Source organism: Shewanella piezotolerans WP3 (genome assembly GCF_000014885.1).
GTDB lineage: Bacteria > Pseudomonadota > Gammaproteobacteria > Enterobacterales > Shewanellaceae > Shewanella > Shewanella piezotolerans.
In genome coordinates this window covers 804442-820646 of the sequence record NC_011566.1, presented here as the reverse complement: position 1 = coordinate 820646, position 16205 = coordinate 804442, and the positions used below count along the sequence as shown (strand labels likewise).

The window sequence follows — 16205 nt, the reverse complement described above, 5'->3', positions numbered from 1 at the left end:
CTTTAAGGGACTGCGTAGCAATAACGACGGATCGAAAAATGACCACAGAGAAGCGCTGGCTAATACAACCAGAAACGCCACCAACACCTTTCCAACTAGCAATGATGCTTTTGTCGTTGCTTTCTGTGGTTGTAGTACTAGTACTTACATTTGGTGGACTTGACGGTGAGACTAGGCGTTTACTTTTCTTTATTGATACCAGTATTTGCCTTATCTTTATGTCGCACTTTTTCTATGGCTTATTCAAAGCAGACGAAAAAATGTTCTACTTTAAGCACCACTGGATAGATTTAATTGCCAGTATTCCTGCAATTGAAGCCCTTAGGATGGCGCGACTATTTCAGATCCTCCGCGTTGTAAGACTACTCCGTATGACTCGCTCTTTGATTGTTCCGATGATCAAGCAGCGTCGCCAAGCCACTCTAGCAAGCTTACTGGTTGCGCTAATTACCATTTTAACTTTCGCATCAGTCCTAGTGCTTATTGTCGAGAGTGGCGTTGAAGGCGCTAATATAGAAACCGCTGAAGATGCTATTTGGTGGGCACTAGTCACCATATCAACGGTGGGTTATGGCGACTATTATCCTGTCACGACTGCAGGACACATTATCGGTGGTGTGGTTATTGTTTGTGGCGTCAGCTTTTTTGGTGTGATTTCTGGTTATATGGCATCAGTCTTTGTCTCACCTGATGAATCAGAAAAGCTAGAAACTCATAGCGAGGAGATCCGCTCCGAGTTGCATAATAGCCTTGCTCGTATGGAAGCGAATCAACAGATGCTGTTAAACGAAATAGCAGAGCTGAAGAAGTCAATCAATAAAAAAGACTAATACCAATTGCATTAAAAGTTTGACCATTCAGCGGGAATTCAAAACGTTGTAGGCAAGTAGTGGAATTTGAGCTAATAGTTATTCTCGGCTCTGGCATCCTGCTTCGCTCTACCTCCTAAATCCATTTAGTCGTATATCCAAATCCCATAGCGAAGCATACAGCGTTTTGCCAATTTTGTTTAACCTCAGCCGCACTACGTGAGCCCTTCAGTCTTTCCACTTCTGCTTTGCATTGGCTTAAAAGGGAATAACCATTTCTTTACCAATGCGCTTTGAATTGAAAAGGCTGAGGGGCTCTGAAATGGTCAAATACTTAATGCAATTGGTATAACTCTTTACATTATATCATTGCGTGCAGGATTGCGGTCTTTGATGGAATCTTCGTCCCAGCTGGCTTTAACCCCTTAAGGGGATACTATGGTCACATGGGCATGCATTCAATCAGTTTTCCAAAACACAATATCAACCCTTTGCTTTCAAACCTGATTGATTTTAGGTATTAAAATGCCCACTTTAAAGTGGGCGTCTGTTTTCAGCTATCTCTAATACCAATCAGTATAAGAAGTTGATCTACTCTCGCTGAGCGATCAAATCTTTATACTGATTGGTATAACGCACGCTTAGCGCCAATAAGGCTCATTTTTCATCGCACTGCGGCGAGATAGTTCCATCGCTTGTACCAAACTTAATTCTTTATTTTCTAGCCAATCACTAATATCAACATAAGCTAATTCACTAATCTGTTTTAATTGGCGGTAAGCAGCTAAGGTTCTTATGCCTAAAGCAAGATCTTGCCAAGGTGTTCTAAATTGATCTCGCGACTTGTTTGAGTAAAGCTCACCATAAGCCACCCCAACAAACATGCTGTTATCTAGCGCTTTTGCCACAGCCAAATAATCGTGACTACTTAAGTCGTGATCTATAGGCATCACTTCCAAAATCTTTTGCCATGACTTTTCTTGCAACTTATCAGCAAACTCTCTTAGTCCTAAATCTTTATCTATTACAACGCTGCCATTGCTAATTTGCATCAATAGCTCAACAAGGTGCACCTGCAGCCTGCCGTAACAAATATCATCCAATAAATTGACAAACTGATCAGATATATCGAGTTGCTGCAATTTTGCATGAGCAATATCCATAAGCGCATCTGACATTGGCAACTTAGTGATTAGGGAGCCGTCTTTCTCCAATATCGAATACAGGCTCAGAGACTCTTCTATAAAGCTTAGCCTTTGCTCAATGCAATCAAAGTCCTGTTCAAAATCATCCGCTAACAAAGCAAATTGCGATAAAGTACTTCGAAGCAAACGAATGCAAGCTCTTAATCGGTAGCACAGCATTGGTAATTCCACAGGATTAAGTGCTACATCCAAAATCATGGCTTCAAGCTGTTGCCACCTATCTAATCCGACTTCAAGTAGGTTGATAGCGACCTGTTTAAGATTTTGTTCAGGCTTAAGCGCAATAAAATCTAACACTTCTAAATTAAATGCACTTGCCTGTGCAGCTAATTGATAACCACGCTGCGCCTTACTCGCTTTACCTAATCTCACCGGGATCTCTCGGCTAACGATGCCAGCAAGCACCAGCAAAGCATCTGTGTCACCGGCAAGTAATTCAAATTCTAATTCACAAATTGGCTCAGAGCGATCAGCCACACAAATATGGCCGATATCTAAAGCGACCTCAACTAAACTATCTTCAACATAAATATGCCACTTTTGCCGGAAAAAATCAGTATGAAACAGACAGTCTAAATTTGACTGCACTCGATCAATATCAGCGCCCTCAGGCCAAATTTTATCCGGAAACAAATTTAATTTAGGAAAGTCGTGATCAATATCAACATTAAATTCAGGTCGGGAATGAATGCCGCCTACAACCTTACCTGCAGTCTTAATGGTTTGCTCTCGGTGATTATTTATACCGCGAACACGTAAACCCATGTCCCACTGCCGTAAAGTCAATTCAGGAGTTTCAAAATAACCATTAGTCAATTTTTCACGACCTTTGGCATCTGAGTTAGGTACCCTATCCAACAGATTTATAAGGTTTTCTTTTTGATTCTCGTTAAAGAAAAGTTTGAGTTCAATCTCAGCTTCCATCTCTCTATTTTTCGCCTTGTCATCAAAATTTAATCAATCTGTCACTAAATCTACACAGTGTAATATTTTTGTAATAAAAACGCCGTAGGATTCGCTTTGCAGTTAAGATATAACTCGTTAGAATAAAAAACTGTTTAGTTAAATACAAAACACAGTTTTCTTACGCGGCCGCTTGGGTTAACATGCGCCCGCTTTTTCCAATATTGGAATAACCTAAATAGGTAAACGGCAATGCCAGTAAACTCTATTTTGGGCGTGTTTGCAAAATCGCCAATTAAGCCTCTTCAAGAGCATATCGACAAAGTGTATGACTGTGCGTCTACTCTTGTCCCATTTTTCGAAGCTACTGCCTCAGGTGACTGGGACAAAGCAGTTCAACTGCGCAAGCAAATAAGCTTTGCAGAGCAAGAAGCTGATTCACTAAAACGTGAAATCCGCTTAACTCTGCCCGGTGGTTTGTTTATGCCAGTCGAACGTACTGACTTACTGGAGCTACTAACCCAGCAAGATAAGATCGCTAACAAAGCGAAAGACATCTCCGGCCGTATCATTGGCCGTCAACTTGTTGTCCCTCATGCAATCCAAGAACCCTTTATTGCTTATTTGCAGCGCTGTCTTGATGCCGTCGCTTTGTCAAAAGAAGCAATTAACGAACTCGATGACCTACTAGAAACAGGTTTTAGAGGCCGTGAAGTGGATCTTGTGGCAAAAATGATCAGTGAACTTGATTCTATTGAAGATGACACTGATGACTTACAAATTAAGATCCGTAGGCAGCTTTTTGCTATCGAATCTGAATTAAACCCTGTAGATGTAATGTTCCTCTACAAGATAATTGAGTGGGTTGGCGACTTGGCAGATCTTGCCGAGCGAGTCGGTTCCCGCCTAGAGCTAATGTTAGCTCGCGTCTAATCAAAAGATTATCAAGGTAATAACATGGTTGATGTATTAGTCACCAACGGCCCATGGCTTATTGGCATAGCGGCTCTGTTTGGTTTTTTAATGGCATGGGGTATTGGCGCCAATGATGTAGCCAATGCAATGGGAACCTCTGTAGGTTCCAATGCGATTACAATTAAACAAGCGATCATTATCGCTATGATTTTTGAGTTTGCAGGTGCGTATTTAGCAGGTGGCGAAGTCACCAGTACGATTCGTAAAGGTATTATTGACTCAACATTCTTTATTGAGCAACCTGAGCTGCTCGTTTACGGCATGATAGCGTCTTTGCTAGCTGCAGGTCTGTGGCTTATCGCAGCTTCTGCACTTGGCTGGCCTGTTTCAACTACTCACTCTATTGTTGGGGCCATTGTTGGTTTCGCTGCGGTCGGTGTGGGTACAGAAGCAGTTGAATGGGGCAAAGTTGGCGGTATCGTAGGTTCTTGGGTCGTTACACCGGCAATATCGGGCTTTATTGCCTTTATGATATTCCAAAGTGTACAGAAGCTCATCTTCAATACTGACAATCCGTTAGAAAATGCTAAGCGTTATGTGCCTTTCTATATGGCACTTGCTGGCTTTGTGATGTCACTTGTGACTATCACTAAAGGTCTTAAGCATGTAGGTCTGCATTTCAGTAGCCTAGAAGCTTACACACTGGCTTTTGTTATTGCCGCACTCGTTGGTGTTGGTGGCATGATAGCTATCAAGCGCTTAAAGATGGATAGCAAAGCAGACCGTCAAACTCAGTTTGGCAACGTTGAGAAAGTGTTCGCTATCTTGATGGTTGTAACAGCATGTTGTATGGCTTTTGCTCACGGTTCAAATGACGTAGCTAATGCTATTGGCCCGCTAGCAGCAGTTGTTTCTGTTGTTAACAGTGGTGGCGAAATTAGCAGTAAAGCACCGCTGGTTTGGTGGATTCTACCTCTTGGTGCAGTCGGTATCGTTCTAGGCTTAGCCATATTTGGTAAGCGTGTAATGCAAACCATCGGTAAGAACATTACCCACTTAACACCAAGTCGCGGTTTTGCTGCAGAGCTTGCTGCTGCATCTACCGTCGTTATCGCATCGGGAACTGGCCTACCAATTTCGACCACACAAACCTTAGTTGGCGCAGTGTTAGGTGTCGGAATGGCACGTGGTATTGCTGCAATTAATATTGGTGTTGTGCGCAACATTGTAGTGTCTTGGGTTGTAACCCTACCTGCAGGTGCTGCACTTTCAATCATGTTCTTCTTCATGATTAAAGGTATTTTTAATTAAATACAAACACTAATTGCATAGAAATACTCTGCGATTTAATGAAGGGAGTTTGATAATATTTGTATCAAGCTTCCTTTTTGCGTTTTATGCCCCTTATTGCCCCTTGCATTAGGACCTTTAAATCCCTAGCATGTTGGCTTAATTTCATTGATGAGAATAGATTGGTGTTAAGAATTCTAACTATTGTGGGAGCGTTACTACTTTCCCCCTCTTTATTTGCTGCGAACCAAACAAGTTACATCTCAGATGATGTTTTTATTTACCTCCATGGTGGACCGGGAACACAGTTCCGCATACTGGGCAGTGTAGAAGCAGGTCAGAAGGTAACATCATTAGGTGGAGCACAAGGCGATTACAGCAAGATTATCGACCACAAGGGGCGCGAGGGCTGGGTTCAAACAAAGATGCTTAGCGCTAAGGTCAGTTTGCGTGAGCAACTACCACGACTAAAAGCAGAGCTTGAGCAAACTAAAGCTGACTTATCGACTGCACTGACAACGACAGATGCTAGCGTACAAGAGCTAAATCAAATAAAGTCTCAGCTATCTAAAGCTCAAAGAGAATTAGCAAGCGCGACGCAGGAGCGAGATAGCGCTCAAGTGAAACTTGCCAGTATGCAAAAAAATGAACGTTTCGAAATGTGGAAGCAAGGTGGCTTTATCGCTGCCGGTGGTCTCATTTTAGGGATTATTTTAGTTTACCTACCTAGGCCGCAACGTAACCTAAAAACCACTGGTAAAAAAACTATTATTTTCAAGTGTTAAAGCCAGCGTTTTTAAACGCTGGCTTTTTATTTTATTCGCTACAACTCCCGCTGCAAGTGGCCTAGCCCACACATACACAACGCCAGATCAAACAAACATCACACAACAACTCACAAAGGTGTCGCTCGTCACATTTTGCAGGTATAATCGGCCGCGCGGAGACCTTAGATTGTATACAAAAATAACAACAAAGCTCTTGTCGCGACAACATCCCAGCAATATGCCTTACGGCCAAGATGGAAGTGATTAATATGTTCAAAGCGAGTGAAGTACTAGCTGGTCATTACGACTCAGCCGATCTCAACGAACTGTTCAAAGCGATCAGCGATAATTACATCGTTGACGAAGAACAATATTTATCAGAATTGATAAAACTGGTTCCGTCCAGCGATGAAGAGATCGACCGTGTGACAAATCGTGCACACGAATTAGTCAATAAAGTTCGTCAATACGATAAAAAAGGCCTTATGGTCGGTATTGACGCATTTTTGCAGCAATATAGCTTAGAAACTCAGGAAGGCATTATTTTAATGTGTCTTGCTGAAGCACTTTTACGTATTCCTGATTCAGCAACTGCTGACGCCTTGATAGAAGATAAATTATCAGGTGCAAAATGGGATGAACACATAAGTAAGAGCGATTCTGTGTTGGTCAACGCCTCTACATGGGGCTTAATGCTTACTGGTAAAATCGTTAAGCTTGACCAAAAAACAGATGGCCGACCGAGTAACCTACTAAACCGTTTAGTTAATAAAATGGGTGAGCCTGTTATCCGCCAAGCGATGCTTGCAGCGATGAAGATTATGGGTAAACAGTTTGTACTAGGGCGTAGCGTGAAAGAAGCGCTAAAAAACAGCGTTGATAAGCGTAAACTTGGATATACCCATAGCTACGACATGTTAGGCGAAGCCGCATTAACTAAGAAAGATGCCGCTAAATACTTCGACGATTACTCAAGTGCCATCGCCGCCCTCGGCGCTCAGGAGTATGACGAGAGTGAAGCGCCTCGCCCTACTATCTCAATAAAACTTTCTGCGTTGCACCCACGTTATGAGGTTGCCAACGAAGACAGAACGTTAACTGAGTTGCACGATACGTTGATCTTGCTAATCAAGCAGGCCCGTTCGCTAAACGTCGGTGTATCTATTGATGCCGAAGAGATGGATCGTCTCGAACTATCACTGCAGCTTTTCCAGCGTCTGTACAATTCAGAAGCAGCTAAAGGCTGGGGACTGCTCGGCATTGTCGTGCAGGCGTACTCAAAACGCGCTCTTCCAGTACTTTGTTGGTTGACGCGCCTAGCAAAAATTCAAGGCGATGAAATTCCTCTGCGTCTTGTTAAAGGTGCATACTGGGACAGCGAACTTAAATGGTCACAAGAAAACGGCGAAGCGGGTTACCCACTTTATACCCGTAAAGCGGGCACCGATGTGTCTTATCTTGCTTGTGCTAGATACTTGCTTTCAGATTCTACTCGTGGTGCTATCTACCCGCAATTTGCTAGCCACAACGCCCAAACTGTTGCGTCAATTACCGCAATGGCTGGCGACAGAAACTACGAATTCCAGCGCCTTCATGGCATGGGTGAAGAGCTTTACGACACACTACTTGCAGAAAGTGGCGTGAAAACAGTACGTATTTATGCGCCAGTAGGAGCCCACAAAGACCTGCTGCCGTACCTAGTTCGACGCTTACTTGAAAATGGTGCCAATACATCATTTGTGCACAAGCTGGTCGATCCAAATACGCCTATTGAGTCACTGGTAGTACACCCACTATCAACACTTAAGGGATACAAAACCCTGGCTAACAACAAAATCGTCTTACCGGAAGATATCTTCGGTGCTGAGCGTAAAAACTCCAAGGGCCTCAACATGAACATCATTTCAGAATCTACACCATTTTTTGCGGCTATAGAAAAGTTTAAAGAAACAACTTGGTCTGCTGGACCGTTGGTTAATGGCGAAACCCTCAGCGGTGAAACTAACGAGATTGTCAGCCCGTTTGATACCACCAAAGTTGTCGGTAAAGTCGCATTCGCCAACAACCAAGCGATTGAACAAGCTCTCGCTGGTGCTGATGCGTCTTTCTCTAGCTGGTGTTCCACACCCGTTGAAGTACGAGCAAACGCGTTACAGAAACTTGCCGACCTGCTTGAAGAGAACCGTGAAGAGCTGATTGCGCTTTGTACCCGTGAAGCGGGCAAAAGTATTCAAGACGGTATCGATGAAGTGCGTGAAGCAGTTGATTTTTGTCGCTACTACGCAGTACAAGCTAAGAAGATGATGGGTCAGCCTGAACTACTTCCAGGCCCGACAGGCGAGCTCAATGAGCTATTCCTACAAGGCCGTGGGATCTTTGTTTGTATTAGCCCATGGAACTTCCCACTGGCAATTTTCTTAGGCCAAGTCGCTGCAGCACTAGCTGCTGGTAACACAGTTGTAGCCAAGCCTGCAGAGCAAACATCTATTGTTGGCTATCGTGCCGTTCAGCTTGCTCATGAAGCGGGGATCCCAAAAGAGGTGCTACAGTTCCTACCTGGTACAGGCGCGACAGTAGGCTCTGCAATCACTAGTGATGAGCGTATTGGGGGTGTTTGCTTTACTGGCTCAACTGGCACAGCAAAGTTGATTAACCGCACGCTAGCAATGCGTGAAGGAGCCATTATTCCGCTGATCGCTGAAACCGGTGGCCAGAATGCAATGGTTGTTGACTCAACCTCACAACCTGAACAAGTTGTGACTGATGTCGTTGCATCATCCTTTACCAGTGCTGGTCAACGCTGTTCTGCGCTTCGAGTTCTGTTCTTGCAAGAAGATGTTGCTGAACGCGTCCTCGATGTCATGAAAGGCGCGATGGAGGAGCTCACCATTGGCGACCCAAGCTCAGTGAAAACTGACGTCGGCCCAGTTATTGATGCCACAGCCGCAGCGAACCTAAACGCACATATCGACCACATTAAGCAAGTTGGCACGCTGCTTAAGCAAATAGAGCTACCAGCTGGCACTGAGAACGGCCACTTCGTTACCCCTACTGCAGTCGAAATTGACTCCATCAAGGTCCTTGAGAAAGAGCACTTTGGGCCAATTCTGCATGTGATTCGCTACAAGGCATCAGAGCTAAATAAGGTTATCGACGAGATAAACTCTACTGGCTTTGGTTTAACACTGGGAATTCACAGCCGTAACGAAGGCCACGCACTTGAAGTGGCTGATAAAGTGAATGTAGGTAACGTCTACATTAACCGAAACCAAATTGGTGCTGTAGTTGGCGTGCAACCATTTGGTGGGCAAGGTTTATCCGGTACAGGCCCTAAAGCAGGTGGTCCACACTACTTAACACGCTTTGTGACTGAAAAAACCAGAACCAATAACATTACAGCTATCGGTGGTAATGCCACACTACTGTCTTTAGGTGACAGCGAAGATTAGCGATACAGGCACTCTTGCCTCCATCGTCAATGTCTAAATAGAAGCCAGGTGCAAACCTGGCTTTTTTTATGCGCTTTTGCCAGCAAGTCGAAACTCTTTTAAAAAGCGGATATTTGCGAGCTAGAGAGGCCAGATTACCCCAAGCGCAGTTACCGAGAAGCCATGAGTGTTCTTATCCCCAAATGGCCACAATTTTTTAGCGATTAACATCAGTGACTAATCAAGTTCTAGACCTTAATTTTTGCTTCAAGGCTGTGAGCTTAAACATGTTTTTTTGCTCAACCTATTGCCTACTCTCGCGTACAATCCACACAAAAAATCACAACAACTGCCTTAAACAGCATATTTAACCGCCAACCAACATGTTAAGCCAAGTTAAATAACGACAAACTCACACCGAGCAATAAGTAACCGAATGACATTAACAATTAAGCGAAAAATTCAAATTGCGATACTACTGACTTGTGCGTTAATTAGTGCCGTACAGTCCTATATCTCTATTTCTCAACTTATTGAAGAAACCACCAACACCATTACCCACAGAGTCAATGAGACAAGTATAGCCACGAGTAACTTTATCGCTACCAATATTCAAATGGGCAGCAACTTACTGTTGGCCAATGAATCACTCATTAGCAAAAGTATTGATGTTGAACGCGAGATGTTACTCACATTACGTGCTGGCGGGTTTATGTCAGTTTATGCAGGCCTTGATAATGGCGATGTGGTTTATGGCAATCAAGACGAAGTGTGGCCGAGTGACTATGACCCAACCACTCGTCCATGGTTTCAACAAGCAAAACGCAGCCAACAATTGATTTTCACTGACCCTTACCTCGATTTTGATGGCAGTATCGTGGTAACAATGGCCAAAGCCTTTTCTGGAGCAAACAGCGGTGTTGTCGCGGCCGATATGACGGTTGGTGAGATAACCAGACAAGTTGAACAGTTGCAAGTGTCTAATAACGGCTTTGCATTTTTAATCGATGGCAGTAATAAAATACTCGCCTTGAGTGATCATCAACGATTGTTTAAACCCGCGACCGAACTTAGCTCCTACTTCAACTCTCACAATGTTGAACAAGCACGTAGTTCAGGTGCGCTTCTCACGCTTAATTGGGCTGATGATCAACAAGATAGATTGGTTCAACTAACCGCAATTCCTGGCACTGACTGGACCTTAGGCATTGTAGAAGATGAACAGTTAGCTTATGCAGGCGTACAAAAGCAGATCACCCGAATATTGGTCATAATGTCGGGGCTATTCATACTCATTCTTGCGCTAGCAACAGTTGCATTGAATCGCATGTTTGCACCGTTACATAAACTGACATTGGCACTAGAAGATTTATCTAAAGGGCAAGGCGACTTAACCCAACGATTTGAAATCAAGCAGGCTGACGAAATTGGCACACTTTCGCTGCACATGAATGCATTCTTGCACTCCTTACAGCAAATGGTTTCAGCGCTAGTCACCAATGCAAACGAACTAACAAAACAAGCTAATGATTCATCAACGCTGGTGAGCATGACCAGTGAGCAAATTGATACCCAGCATCAAGATATCGATCAAATAGCCACTGCAATTCATGAGATGTCTGCAACAGCTGGGGAAGTCGCGAATCATGCTGAGTCCACCGCGAGTGCCGCCAGTGTATCTGCAGAAAATTGCCAACAGGGACAGCGGATCATTCGCGATAGCAATAACTCGATCAATCAACTATCTCAGCAGCTTAGCCAAGCGTCAAATGTCATCACTGAATTGGAGCAAAACACTACAGAAATTAACCTAGTGCTTGCTACAATTCAATCAATTGCAGAACAAACTAACCTACTCGCTCTGAACGCTGCGATCGAAGCCGCTAGAGCGGGCGAACAGGGACGAGGTTTTGCGGTGGTTGCGGATGAGGTTCGTGTGCTGAGTCACCGTACTCAGGATTCTACCGAAGAGATCCGTAATATGATTATAACGCTGCAGAAAAATAGTCAACTAGCAGTTAGTAATATGAATACCAGCACAAACATCGTCGTAGAAAGTGTTGATAATTCAGAAAAAGCACTCAAAAACCTTGAACAACTTACGCGCTCAATCACTGATATATCCGACATGGCGACCCAGATTGCAGGTGCAGCCGAAGAGCAACGTGCAGTATCTGAAGACATTAGCCGTAATACGGAAGCGGTAAGAGAGGTATCAGACTTGCTCACCTCACAAACCAATAGCATAGCAAGTAATGCTGATGATCTGCTGGATATCGCAGCAAAGCTTAACGATAGAGTGGCTAAGTTTAAGATTTAGTACTGGATTGAAGATACTTAAGATTTTGCATTAAACCCATCCGACCTGAAAATGCAGGATTCAGTGGGAGTTTAATGGGCTTTAGTCACTGGTTCATTGCTCCATGCTGAACCTAAGCACCTACATCTGACCTCCAGGGATGGAGGGAATGCCTTGAGCATGTCAGGAACATACTAGGCCATGTCGGCGAGGCATTGATTGCAGCTAATGGTCGCTCCCTTGGTAAAATCAACAACACAGAGTAAAGCCCATGCTTTTTATATAAGAAACGCCCATCGAAGAAGGGGTTGTGCAAGCCCACTTCGTTGTTGCGGCAACTTAAAAGGGAAAAACCATTTCCACGTTAACGCGCCTAGAATTGAACTAGCACAACACCTCTGAAACGAGCATTTTCAAGTGGGATGGGTATAAAAAGGCTGGATATTCATCCTGCCTTTTTACAAGATATGACTACAGTGGCTAAACAGTTACGCCAACTTCTGATGCAAACTGGCGTAGTAAGGATCAGCTTGAAGCAGTTGCTGGTGATCACCAGAACAGCGAATGCTGCCTTGCTCCATCAAATGAATCGTATCCATTCTCGTCATCGCCGTTAAACGATGGCTGATCATTAGCACTGTTTTCTCTGCTGCAAAATCAAACAGTAGATCCAATATTTCACGCTCAGTTTTCTTATCTAAGCCTTCTGTAGGTTCATCAAGCAGTAGCAATGGCGCATCCCTAAGCAGTACTCTTGCAACGCCAATCCTGCGCAGCTCGCCACCCGACAACTGTCGCCCTCCCTCACCAATCCAGTTATCTAAGGGTTTATCACCTTGCAGTAACGCACTCAAGCCGACTTCTTGTAATACCGCAATCAATTTATCATCATCTTTACGGCTGAAATCTTCCAGCGCTATCGCTAGATTTTCTCTTAAAGTGCCGCTAAAAAGGTAGACCCGCTGACTCACGACAGACATAGAATCTCGCAATGCTTGTTCTGAATAAGCTGAAGCATCACGACCATCGAGCTTCACCAGTCCATTTTGTGGTAGCCATTCTCTGGTTATTAGCGACAGCAAGCTCGACTTACCGCAACCGGTTTGCCCAAGGAGTGCTACCTTAGCGCCTGGCAAGATAGTTAAGCTGAGCTTGTGCAATACTGGATGTGCTACATCATAACCGAAATCAATATTTGACAGCTCAATATGCCCTTTGCTGATCTTAAGCTGACTTTCAGCGGCATAAGTGACATCAGGTGTTTGCTCTACAACTTGGTTTAACCGTGCAGCAGCGGAGCTACAAGCAGAAAGGTGCTGAAATGCGCCCGCTAGAGGCATCATCATCTCAATCGTCGCCATCGTCATAAACACGATCATCGCAAGTTTTGGCCCAGGCGGTATAGACTCCCCCACCCCTGCAGCCGCCATATAGAGCATCACGAATACGGCAAAGCCATGGCAAAAAATCAAACATGCTTGGCTAAGCGAGGTCACCAAGTTCATCCGGCTTTGGCTCGCTATCATCAAACTTTCGGCAGCGTTCAAGCGCTGACGGTAAACTCCTTGGGCGCCAAACAGGGTTAATTCTGCTTGCCCTTGCAGGTACTCCAATAATTGCACCCGCAGTTGACGTTTAGTTTCGAGCTGGGCAACTCCAGGTTTTCGGCCGAGAAAGTAAAATACTGTCGGTAATAGCAGCCAAACTGCCAAAAGCATGCTGCAAAGGATAACTGCTAGCTCTGCATCAAACCACGATACAAAAAAGTACAAGCCTATCAACATCAACAGGGAGGCAAGTAGCGGTGTTAGCAAGCGCAAATACAGGTGGTCTAACGTATCGATATCGGCAACGAGTCGATTCAGTAGATCGCCACGGCGGATCCCTTGTAGGTTTTTGGCGCTAAGCGGCATTAACTTATTCCACACCCAGCAGCGCAGGTCGGTTAATAAACTAAATGTCGCCTCGTGAGTCGCTAGTCTCTCGCCGTATCGGCTCGCGGTGCGTACAATAGAGAGAAACCGCACACCGCCCGCTGGGGTAAAGTAGTTAAACATCTGCGCCGTTGCGACAGTTAAGCCTGCTACAGCAGCTGCTGATAAGAACCAGCCAGAAAGTGACAATAGACCGATGCCGGCCATCAAAGTGGTGACACTTAAAAAAAGCCCGATAAACATCATGAACCATTGGCTTCTAAATCGTTTGATATAAGGAAGTAATGCTCTCATCACTTATTCTCCTCAGATTCAGCTTTGATCTGCCCGTACTCTGTAGCACTAGACTCTGCTAACATCCGTCTAAATACCCCGTCGACATCAGCAAGCTGCGCGTAAGTTCCTTGTTGTACGACTAGCCCCTTTTCCATCACTAAGACTCGATCCATAGCATGCAACGACTCGAGTCTATGGGTGACCATCAAACAGCTACTATCTCGCATTGCTACAGTTAAAGCTCCCTGTACAGCTTGTTCACTTAAACTATCAAGGCTGGCTGTGGGTTCATCTAATATAAACAATTTAGGTTGTTGCGCTAACGCCCTAGCGAGCGCAATGCGTTGAGCTTGACCGACTGAAAGCCCAGCAGTTTGCTCCTGTATTGGAAAATCCAGTCCTAATGGTTGAGATTCAATGAAATCGAGGATATGTGCCTTAGCTAATAATGCCTTTATGTCGTCATCGGCTAATACCTGTCCTTGCGCAGCCTTGCCTAAGGCAACATTCTCCCGCACCGTACCACAAAATAATTGAGGTTCTTGCCCAAGCCAAGCCAACTGTTTACGCCACTGCGGCTTAGGTAGCCGATTCAGCTCAATGCCATTAACTTTTAGCTGGCCTTGATAAGGTAGAAAACCCAAAAGAGCGCTAAGCAAACTGGTTTTTCCAGCCCCACTGCTCCCCACAATAGCAAGGTGCTCACCTGCAGCGAGGGAAAAGCTAATAGGGCCAACTAACTGAGTACCGTCCATGCTATACACGGCTAAATCAACAGCCTCGACTTGGATGTCCCCCTCAAAGTTAGTGGTATCAGCTTGCTGGTCTGCTTTATTTTGTTCAGGATGTTCAAGCAGCGCCATCAACTCTTCTGCAGCGCCAATTGCTTGCGCTTTAGCGTGATAGTGTGTGCCCATATCGCGCAGTGGCTGATAGAATTCCGGCGCTAGAATCAGAACAAATAGGCCAGTGAATAAACTAATCGAGCTGCCATAATGACCGAAGTCCAAATGACCTAAATAGCTAAAACCAAAATATACCGCCAATACCGCTATCGATAACGCCGCAAAAAATTCAAGCACGGCAGAACTTAAAAAAGCCATCCGCAACACTGACATGGTACGCTCTCTAAACTCTTCTGATGCCTTCTCAATCGCCTTAGCCTCTTTGGCTCCTTGATTAAACAACTTTAAAGTCGATAACCCTTTTAGCCTATCCATAAAGTGACCACTCAAACGTGCTAAAGCACCAAAGTTCTTGCGGTTAGCATCAGCAGCCCCCATACCCACTAAGATCATAAACATTGGGATAAGTGGCGCTGTAGCCAGTAAAATAGCCCCAGCCGCCCAGTTGATAGGAAATACAACGATTAGAATAATCAGCGGAATAAAGCCTGCCAGTACAATTTGTGGCAGGTAACGAGCATAAAAATCTTGTAAGTCTTCCACCTGCTCGAGCACAATGCTAGCCCAACTTCCCGCTGGTTTTCCTTGAATAAAAGCAGGCCCTAATGCCGCAAGCTTATCCATAACGGCTGCTCGCATATGTACCCGCAGTTGTGCCCCCGCCTTAAAGCTTGAGCGCTCTCTGGCAAAAGCCAGCACGCCTCTAAAAATAGTCAGTATTAGCAGTAGCCAAAAATGATCGGTAAAAGCAGATTTTGGCAATTCATCAATAATGATCCCCTGCAATATGGTGGCAATTAGCCATGCTTGGCACATCAGGCTAATCCCAGTTAAAACCCCAAATAGAATCGACAAATTAAGGTAATAACCACAGGCGGATTTTTGTAGCTTGAGCCAGTGAGTGAGCTTTTTCTCTACGCTTTTATCCATTATTTTCCAGATCTGCTGTATGTGATAGGTAATACCAATCAGTATAAGAAGTTGATCTACTCAGAGCGTTTTTGGCACGCTATTTCAAGGCGGATAAATGACATAATGGTTGTTCCCTTATGAGTTTATTCAACGCAGAAGTAGCAAGCCAAAAACACTCCTACAGGCGAGTTTTAGCGGCTTTGATGCTGCGTTAATGAACTTGAACCTAGTTTAACTATGCTCTTCATTCATTGCCTTACCTCAAAGCCGCTAAACTCTCGCTGAGCGATCAAATCTTTATACTGATTGGTATAAGCTTAATAAATTATCGAAATAAATCGGCTAAGGGTTATCACCTGCGAAGCTGTACTTAAGAGGACTGACTTAAGTATTAGTTCCACACGGCAAAACAAATAGCGGTCTTGAGGTATATAAGGTCGTAGTATCGCAGGCATTAAACGTAGAATAAAACGCCAGTCTTGGATTTGTTACTAGACTCACAAAAATTGAGCTAGATCAAAGAATGAGGTGGATTAAAAATCAATCAGCTTATACTTGTAGT

Annotated in this window: 9 protein-coding genes; 6 read left to right on the top strand and 3 right to left on the bottom strand. The window is 44.4% G+C overall.

The genetic code is table 11. The features are described 5' to 3' along the window. The first annotated feature begins 38 nt into the window (after nucleotides 1–38). On the top strand, nucleotides 39–830 hold the full coding sequence (locus SWP_RS03610; RefSeq protein WP_020911005.1) for a potassium channel family protein: 792 nt from the start codon (nucleotides 39–41) through the stop codon (nucleotides 828–830). 620 nt (nucleotides 831–1450) lie between these two features. Here the strand turns inward: SWP_RS03610 and SWP_RS03605 are convergent. After that, nucleotides 1451–2938: a CYTH domain-containing protein gene (locus SWP_RS03605; protein WP_020911004.1), complete on the bottom strand. Its 1488-nt coding sequence runs from the start codon at nucleotides 2936–2938 to the stop codon at nucleotides 1451–1453. Between the two features lie 231 nt (nucleotides 2939–3169). Here SWP_RS03605 and SWP_RS03600 point away from each other — a divergent pair, with 231 nt between their 5' ends. From SWP_RS03600 to SWP_RS03580, 5 genes are all read left to right on the top strand, one after another. Then, the gene (locus tag SWP_RS03600) at nucleotides 3170–3850 is read left to right on the top strand and encodes a TIGR00153 family protein (protein WP_020911003.1); all 681 of its coding nucleotides are present in this window, start codon (nucleotides 3170–3172) and stop codon (nucleotides 3848–3850) included. Between the two features lie 24 nt (nucleotides 3851–3874). Continuing rightward, nucleotides 3875–5143, top strand: a complete 1269-nt coding sequence (locus SWP_RS03595) for an inorganic phosphate transporter (protein ID WP_020911002.1) — start codon at nucleotides 3875–3877, stop codon at nucleotides 5141–5143. 164 nt (nucleotides 5144–5307) lie between these two features. Further along, the gene (locus tag SWP_RS03590) at nucleotides 5308–5907 is read left to right on the top strand and encodes a TIGR04211 family SH3 domain-containing protein (protein ID WP_044556254.1); all 600 of its coding nucleotides are present in this window, start codon (nucleotides 5308–5310) and stop codon (nucleotides 5905–5907) included. A gap of 236 nt (nucleotides 5908–6143) precedes the next feature. Beyond that, nucleotides 6144–9338: a bifunctional proline dehydrogenase/L-glutamate gamma-semialdehyde dehydrogenase PutA gene (gene putA / locus SWP_RS03585; RefSeq protein ID WP_187148534.1), complete on the top strand. Its 3195-nt coding sequence runs from the start codon at nucleotides 6144–6146 to the stop codon at nucleotides 9336–9338. Nucleotides 9339–9753: 415 nt separating this feature from the next. Beyond that, complete coding sequence (locus SWP_RS03580; protein ID WP_020910998.1) at nucleotides 9754–11637, top strand: methyl-accepting chemotaxis protein; 1884 nt, start codon at nucleotides 9754–9756, stop codon at nucleotides 11635–11637. A gap of 467 nt (nucleotides 11638–12104) precedes the next feature. On the opposite strand, the gene cydC is transcribed toward SWP_RS03580, so the two are convergent. Together cydC and cydD are read right to left on the bottom strand one after the other, a co-directional pair. After that, entirely contained in the window at nucleotides 12105–13844 is a 1740-nt protein-coding gene (cydC, locus tag SWP_RS03575; RefSeq protein WP_020910997.1) for a heme ABC transporter ATP-binding protein/permease CydC, read from the bottom strand. Further along, complete coding sequence (cydD, locus tag SWP_RS03570) at nucleotides 13844–15661, bottom strand: heme ABC transporter permease/ATP-binding protein CydD (RefSeq protein ID WP_020910996.1); 1818 nt, start codon at nucleotides 15659–15661, stop codon at nucleotides 13844–13846. Before cydD ends, cydC begins: the two co-directional genes overlap by 1 nt. Nucleotides 15662–16205 lie beyond the last annotated feature (544 nt).

Bases quoted from the DNA above. Each gene is read 5' to 3' on its own strand.
- SWP_RS03610 (WP_020911005.1), top strand. From the start codon at position 39: ATGACCACAGAGAAGCGCTGGCTAATACAACCAGAAACGCCACCAACA.
- cydC (WP_020910997.1), bottom strand. From the start codon at position 13,844: ATGAGAGCATTACTTCCTTATATCAAACGATTTAGAAGCCAATGGTTC.
- SWP_RS03580 (WP_020910998.1), top strand. From the start codon at position 9,754: ATGACATTAACAATTAAGCGAAAAATTCAAATTGCGATACTACTGACT.
- cydD (WP_020910996.1), bottom strand. From the start codon at position 15,661: ATGGATAAAAGCGTAGAGAAAAAGCTCACTCACTGGCTCAAGCTACAA.
- SWP_RS03600 (WP_020911003.1), top strand. From the start codon at position 3,170: ATGCCAGTAAACTCTATTTTGGGCGTGTTTGCAAAATCGCCAATTAAG.
- SWP_RS03605 (WP_020911004.1), bottom strand. From the start codon at position 2,938: ATGGAAGCTGAGATTGAACTCAAACTTTTCTTTAACGAGAATCAAAAA.
- putA (WP_187148534.1), top strand. From the start codon at position 6,144: ATGGAAGTGATTAATATGTTCAAAGCGAGTGAAGTACTAGCTGGTCAT.
- SWP_RS03595 (WP_020911002.1), top strand. From the start codon at position 3,875: ATGGTTGATGTATTAGTCACCAACGGCCCATGGCTTATTGGCATAGCG.